At 71.9% G+C, this 6,343-nt stretch carries 5 protein-coding genes and 1 pseudogene; 5 read left to right on the top strand and 1 reads right to left on the bottom strand.

Annotated elements, in window-relative coordinates:
- Positions 1-219 (top strand): annotated as a pseudogene (locus ACJ73U_RS47815) (dihydroorotase); the annotation flags it as partial.
- Positions 216-710, top strand: a complete 495-nt coding sequence (locus ACJ73U_RS47810; RefSeq protein WP_407784465.1) for a flavin reductase family protein — start codon at positions 216-218, stop codon at positions 708-710. The pseudogene ACJ73U_RS47815 and the gene ACJ73U_RS47810, both read left to right, overlap by 4 nt.
- 1 nt (position 711) lies before the next feature.
- Here the strand turns inward: ACJ73U_RS47810 and ACJ73U_RS47805 are convergent, their stop codons facing one another.
- Positions 712-2,271: a bifunctional lysylphosphatidylglycerol flippase/synthetase MprF gene (locus tag ACJ73U_RS47805; RefSeq protein ID WP_407784464.1), complete on the bottom strand. Its 1,560-nt coding sequence runs from the start codon at positions 2,269-2,271 to the stop codon at positions 712-714.
- 108 nt (positions 2,272-2,379) lie between these two features.
- On the opposite strand from ACJ73U_RS47805, the gene ACJ73U_RS47800 reads away from it, so the two are divergent.
- The 3 genes from ACJ73U_RS47800 to ACJ73U_RS47790 form a co-directional block, all read left to right on the top strand.
- The gene (locus ACJ73U_RS47800) at positions 2,380-3,021 is read left to right on the top strand and encodes a DJ-1/PfpI family protein (protein WP_407784463.1); all 642 of its coding nucleotides are present in this window, start codon (positions 2,380-2,382) and stop codon (positions 3,019-3,021) included.
- A gap of 85 nt (positions 3,022-3,106) precedes the next feature.
- Positions 3,107-4,387 (top strand): aspartate aminotransferase family protein, encoded by a 1,281-nt coding sequence (locus ACJ73U_RS47795; RefSeq protein ID WP_407784462.1) that lies wholly within the window; start codon positions 3,107-3,109, stop codon positions 4,385-4,387.
- A 189-nt stretch (positions 4,388-4,576) separates the two neighbouring features.
- The coding region (locus ACJ73U_RS47790; protein WP_407784461.1) for a multicopper oxidase family protein at positions 4,577-6,343 on the top strand (1,767 nt) is incomplete at its 3' end.

Raw genomic sequence — 6,343 nt, 5'->3', positions numbered from 1 at the left:
GTGGGCGCCGACGCCGACCTCGTGGTGTTCGACCCGGACGAGCGGTGGCTGTTCTCGGCACGGGACGTGCGCTCGAAGTGCGGCTGGTCGGCGTACGAGGGCTGGACGATGACGGGCCGCGTGCACACGACGATCCGCGCGGGCCGGGTGGTGTGGGACGCGGAACGCGGCGAGTTCGGTGCTCCGACCGGCCGCTGGCTCTCCGGGAGGCGACCGTGATCGACGCGCCGACGTTCCGGGCCGCGATGGCGACCCTGGCGGCCCCGCTGACCGTGCTCACCTACTACGACGCTCACGGCCGGCCGGGCGGCCTGACGGTCAGCTCGGTGTGCTCGCTGTCGGTCGACCCGCCGCGGGTGCTGTTCTGCGTCAACCAGGCCAACCAGAGCCACGACGCCGCGGTGGGCGCCGGCCGTTGGTGCCTGCACGTGCTCGGCGTGGGCCACGAGGACCTGGCCCACCGCTTCGCCGGCCCGGGCGACCGCTTCCGCGACCTGCCGGTACTGGCCGCCGCGGCACCCGAACTCCCGGACGTGCCCACCCGCCTGGCACTGACGGCGGACGGCCGCCGCGACGGCGGCGACCACACCATCGTCGTGGCCCGCGTCACCCACGCGACCGGCCTACGGGACGGCGGCGGCCTGGTGTGGCACCAGCGCGCGGCCGCGGCGGCGGTTCACCTCGATGCGCCCGCCCGCCGAGCGGCATAGCTCAACGGGACGGGATCTGCCGCGGTTCGACGGGTGGCCGGACGCCCACGGACCGGTGCCGGTCGTAGATCAGCCCGAACTCCATGCCCACCATGGCCGCCGCCACGATCGGCACGGACAGCCACGACGGGAACGCGACCCCGCGCGGCTGGTAGCCGGGGTGGAACTTCGCGTTGAAGCGGTACAGCGACTCGACGCGGATGAACGGGTCGAGCACGTGCAGTGCCTGGTAGGCCGTGCGCTCCAGCGGGTTGCGCCGGGACGAGTCGAGCAGCGTCCGGAACGCCGCGAAGTTCAGCGAGACCAACCGGATGCCGTGCTCGGCCGCGTACGCGGCGATGTCGGCGATCATCCGCTCGTTCAGCCCGTTGACGGCGTTGTGCTCGCGCCGCATCACGTCCAGCGACAGCGTGTCCCCGCTCGGCACGTACCGCTGGCAGCCCACCAGCCGGCCCGTGCTGTCCCGCGCGAGCACGAGCACGCACTCCGGGTGCACTCCGGTGGCCAGCCCGTCCAGGATCATCGAGAACCCGCGCTCGCCGGCACCGCGCAGCCAGTGCGTCGACAGGGCGGCCACCTCCGCGCGCATGCCGGTGTCGAGGTCGCCCTCCCGCACGATGCTCGTCGTCACGCCGAAGTGGTGGGTGCGCTGCACGGCCTGCCGCACGTTGCGCATGGCCCGCCCGGACAGCGTGAACGCGCCGACGTCGAGCAGCACCTCGTCGCCGATGCCGACCGTGCGCAGGCCGTGCCGCCGCCACAGGAACGCCAGGTCGTCGCGCAGGGCGAGCGCCCCGACCCGCCAGCCGGCCCGGTCGCAGACCCGGACGAACTCGTCCACGGCGGCCGGGAACGCCTCCGGCTCGCCGACCGGGTCCCCGCCGACCACCGCAACACCCAGCAGCACCCGGTACCCGACCGCGGCGCGACCGTCCGGGCTGAACACGTACGACCGGTCGTTGCGCAGCACGAACGGCGCCAGCGTGTCCGACGACGGGTGCCGCACCAGCTCGGTCACCCGCGCCCGGACGTCCCCGTCCGCCGGTGTCGGCGGCGGGGCGGGGGCCAGCAGGACGACCAGCGTGACGCTCACCCCGAGCAGCACCAGCGAGCCGAGGTCGAGCCGCAGCTCGGCGTGCCCGTGCAGGGCCAGGTCGTACACGGCCCCGGCGGCCAGCACCGTGAGCCCGCACATCCCCGCGAGCCGTACCCGCGTCGGTCTCGGCACCGCGGGGAACTGCTCGCGGCGCACGATCAGTGTGACGCCGGCCACCACGAGCAGCAGCGCCACCACGCTGCGGCCCGCGAGCAGGACCCCGCAGCCGGCCAGCGCCAGCACCGTCCAGTAGGCGATCCTGCGCCGGCGTAGCAGTCCGTGTGCGAGCAGTAACAGCAAGACCGCCAGCAGCCCGGCGTGCAGCCGGCCGCGCGGTCCCCCCTGGTTCATCAGCTGGCCTACCCAATGGGGTAGTGCGACCCGGCGTGCGGCGAGCAGGCTCACGATCGCGAAGCCCGCCGTGATCAGGCCGAACGGCCAGACATGTCGTCTCGTCCCCTCCACAGGGGTCAGTCTTGCAGGCCGCCTCCGTCCGCGTGGTGGCACTCGCCATGGCGTGCCGCACACCGTTACCGTTGCCCGGGGGCACGGCACCAATTCCGGGAGACCGCAATGCGCATCGCGATCCTGCTCTTCGACAGGATGACGGCACTGGACGCCGTCGGGCCGTACGAGGTGCTCAGGTTCGCGCACGAGGCCGAGGTCGTGTTCACGGGGAAGAAGGTCGGCGAGGTGCGGGCCGGTGCCGGCACGCTCGGGCTGGTCGTCGACCGGCCGCTGGCGGACGTGCCGTCGGCCGACGTCGTGGTCGTGCCGGGTGGGCCGGGACAGGTCGACCTCATGGCGGACGCCGAGGTCCACGAGTGGCTGCGCCAGGTCGACCGGACGTCGGCCTGGACCACGTCGGTGTGCACGGGATCACTCGTCCTGGCCGCGGCCGGGCTGCTGGACGGGCGCGAGGCGACGTCGCACTGGCTGGCGCTGGACCAGCTGCCCGCGTTCGGGGTCACCCCGGTCGAGCAGCGGGTGGTGTTCGACGGCAAGTACGTCACGGCGGCCGGTGTCTCCGCCGGGATCGACATGGCGCTCCAGCTGGCCAACCGGATCGCGGGGGACATCGCGGCACAATCCATCCAGCTCGGCCTCGAGTACGACCCGCAGCCACCGCACGACGCCGGGTCACCCGCCAAGGCGCCCGCCGCGATCGTCGCCAACATGCGGCAGAACAGCCGCTTCTTCCTCCAGGAGACCTAGGTCCACGCCGGACGCCCTCGCGCCGCGGTTGTCCTGCGCTGGACCGTTCTTGACGCCTGCTCGCCGGCGTTCGCAGACTTCGGGCATGTCGTTGGACGCCGCGGTCGCCGAGGCGCGGGACCGGTTCGCCGCGGCCAACCCGCGCAGCAGGGCCGCGCACGAGCGCGCCGCCGCGTCCATGCCCGGTGGCAACACGAGGACCACGCTGTTCTACCCGCCCTTCCCCCTCACCATGGCCCGCGCCGACGGCTGCCGGCTGACCGACCTCGACGGCCACACCTACGTCGACCTGCTCGGCGACTACACCGCCGGCCTCTACGGCCACAACAACCCGGTGATCAGGAAGGCCGTCGACGCCGCGCTCGACGGCGGCTGGAACCTCGGCGCGCACGGTGAGCACGAGGCGCGGCTGGCCGCCGTCCTCTGTGCGCGGTTCCCGTCGCTGGACCTCGTGCGGTTCACCAACTCCGGCACCGAGGCCAACCTGCTCGCCATCGCCACGGCGACGACGCACACCGGGCGGCGCACCGTCCTCGTGTTCGACGGGGGCTACCACGGCTCGGTGCTGGCGGTCGGCGACGGCGGCGTGCCGGACAACGGGCCGCACCTCTTCGTGCTCGGTGAGTACAACGACCTCGCCGCCACCGGGCGGCTGGTCGACGAGCACGCCGGCGACCTCGCCGCGATCCTGGTCGAGCCGATGCTCGGCAGCGGCGGGTGCGTGCCGGCCACGCCGGAGTTCCTGGAGCTCCTGCGCCGCGGGGCGAGCGAGACCGGCGCGGTGCTCGTCTTCGACGAGGTCATGACATCCCGCATGGCCGGCGGCGGCATGCAGGAGCTGTTCGGCGTCACCCCGGACATGACCACGCTCGGCAAGTACACCGGCGGCGGCATGACGTTCGGCGCCTTCGGCGGCCGCGCCGAGTTGATGGCGAGGTACGACCCGCGCCGACCGGGTGCCGTGCCGCACGCGGGCACCTTCAACAACAACGTGTTCAGCATGGCCGCCGGGTACGCCGGGCTCACCGAGCTGTTCCCGCCCGAGGCGAGCGAGGCGCTGTTCGCCAGGGGGGAGCGGCTGCGTGCCGAGCTGAACGGCGCGTGCGACGGCGTGGCGATGCGGTGGACCGGGCTCGGCAGCATGCTGACCGTCCATTTCCAGCGGGAGCCGATCAGCGCGCCCAGGGACATGCGGCGCACCCCGGCCCACCGGGAACTGTTCCACCTGGACATGCTGCACCGCGGATTCCACCTCGCGCGCCGCGGCATGATCGCGTTGAGCCTCGCGACCGGCGACGCGGAATGCGCCGCGTTCACCGCCGCCGTGACCGAATTCATTGCCGAACACGGTCCGTTACTGAAGTGATCGTCGGCGTGATTACTGTGAGCCTTCACTGATTCCTTGGCGCGGTTCGCGAAATTCACCTATGCTGGCGAACAGCCGAGCGGGGGCTCGGTGACTGGGGACTGGGGGAACACAAAACTGAGAAGCCGTTGTGTCACAACGGCCGTGCGCCCCTGGCAAATTACCGCAGTAATGCCAGGAGGAAACCCGATGACGAACGTCCTCTCACAACCGTCGACGACAGTGCCGGCTCTCGCGCCGGGCGACGGACCCAATTACGGGCTCACCAAGTTTCTCGACCCACTGCGAATTCCGCCGGTGCTGCGGCCGCATTCGTGGTGGCACCAGGAAGACATCACCGTCAACCTCGCCAGGGCCGGCGTGCGCCTGCATTCACAGCTGCCGGTGACCACGGTCTGGGCGTACGAGGGGCAGTTCCCGGGACCGACCATCGAGGTCCGCAGCGGGAAGAAGCTGCGGGTCGCGTGGAGCAACGACATCGAGGGCACCATTCCACTCGTGGCCGTGACCGCGCCGCCGCAGGAGGCGAACAAGCCCGGCAGTCGCGACGCGAACGGCAACCCGTGGCCCGCCATCGCGGGGGTCGCCGACCTGCCGGCGTGGACGGTGGTGCACCTGCACGGTGCGCTGACCAACGGCGGCAACGACGGCTGGGCGCACAACGCGACGCTGCGCAAGCGCGCCCAGCTCACCGAGTACCCGAACGAGCAGCAGTCGACCACGCTCTGGTACCACGACCACGCCATGGCCGTGACCCGGTTCAACGTGCACGCGGGCCTCGCCGGCATGTACATCGTCCGGGACGACGAGGAGGACGGGCTGGGCCTGCCGGCCATGGATCACGAGATCCCGCTGATCATCACCGACCGCAACCTGGACACCGACCCGGAGACCGGCGCGCTCAACGGGCAGCTGCTGTTCAAGCCCGCGGAGGTGGCGCCCGGCGTGGTGATCCCGTTCACCGGGCCCTTCACCCTGGTCAACGGCGTGATCTGGCCGCACCTGGACGTCGACGCGCGCTGGTACCGCTTCCGCGTGCTCAACGCGTCCAACTCGCGGTTCTACCGGCTGAACCTGGTCGACGAGGACGGCAACCCGCAGAACGACGCGGTCCGGATCATCGGCACCGACGGCGGTCTGCTACCGGCACCCGCGCCGGTGCCCGTGGCCAGGCAGACCCCGGTGAGCACGCCGGGCGGTCTGGTCCTCGCGCCGGCCGAGCGCGTGGACCTGTTGATCGACTTCAGCCGCTTCAAGGGGCAGCGACCGCGGTTGACCAACGGCAACCCGGGCCAGGGCGTCGAGCCGGACGTCATGGAGTTCCGGGTGGAGAACCGCGACCGGCACGAGTCGTTCGTGCTGCCGGCGAAACTGTCCGAGTCGTACGTGCGGCTGGCGCACGGCACGACCGTGCCGGAGGACCACGACCACGTGTTCGCGGCGCTGGTCCCGCCCGGCTCGGCGGGCGAGGCGCACCCGCAGATCTGGGAGCTGGCGGAGATCACGGACACGGACGAGGTGCCGACCCAGTTCCCGGCGGAGGGCGTCCTCCAGGTCACCGACCCGGCGAACGGGGCGGTGCGCACGTTCCGCCGCGTGGCGACCATCTTCGACGACACGACCACGTTCTTCCTCGACCACGGCCGGTGGGCGGTGTGGAACTTCCTCCACTTCGGCGGCCCGACGCACCCGATGCACATCCACATGGCGCAGTTCCAGCTGCTGACCCGCCGGCAGTTCCCGCTCACCGCCGGCGCGGTGACGGGCTTCGACGTGGCGGTGGGCGGCACCACCGCGCCGGTGGCCGTGCCGGGCGCCGGGCGGGCGATCGAGCAGTACGAGGAGGGCTGGAAGGACACGTTCCAGGTGCAGGCGGGCGAGTGGATCACCGTGGCCGGTCACTTCGCGGGTGCCACCGGTGAGTTCATGTACCACTGCCACATCCTCGACCACGAG

It is taken from the genome of Actinophytocola sp. (assembly GCF_045807065.1).
Classification (GTDB): Bacteria; Actinomycetota; Actinomycetes; order Mycobacteriales; family Pseudonocardiaceae; genus Actinophytocola.
Note: the sequence above shows the minus strand (reverse complement) of the source record. Positions and strands in the feature narration are given on the sequence as shown.

Bases quoted from the DNA above. Each gene is read 5' to 3' on its own strand.
- ACJ73U_RS47795 (WP_407784462.1), top strand. From the start codon at position 3,107: ATGTCGTTGGACGCCGCGGTCGCCGAGGCGCGGGACCGGTTCGCCGCG.
- ACJ73U_RS47800 (WP_407784463.1), top strand. From the start codon at position 2,380: ATGCGCATCGCGATCCTGCTCTTCGACAGGATGACGGCACTGGACGCC.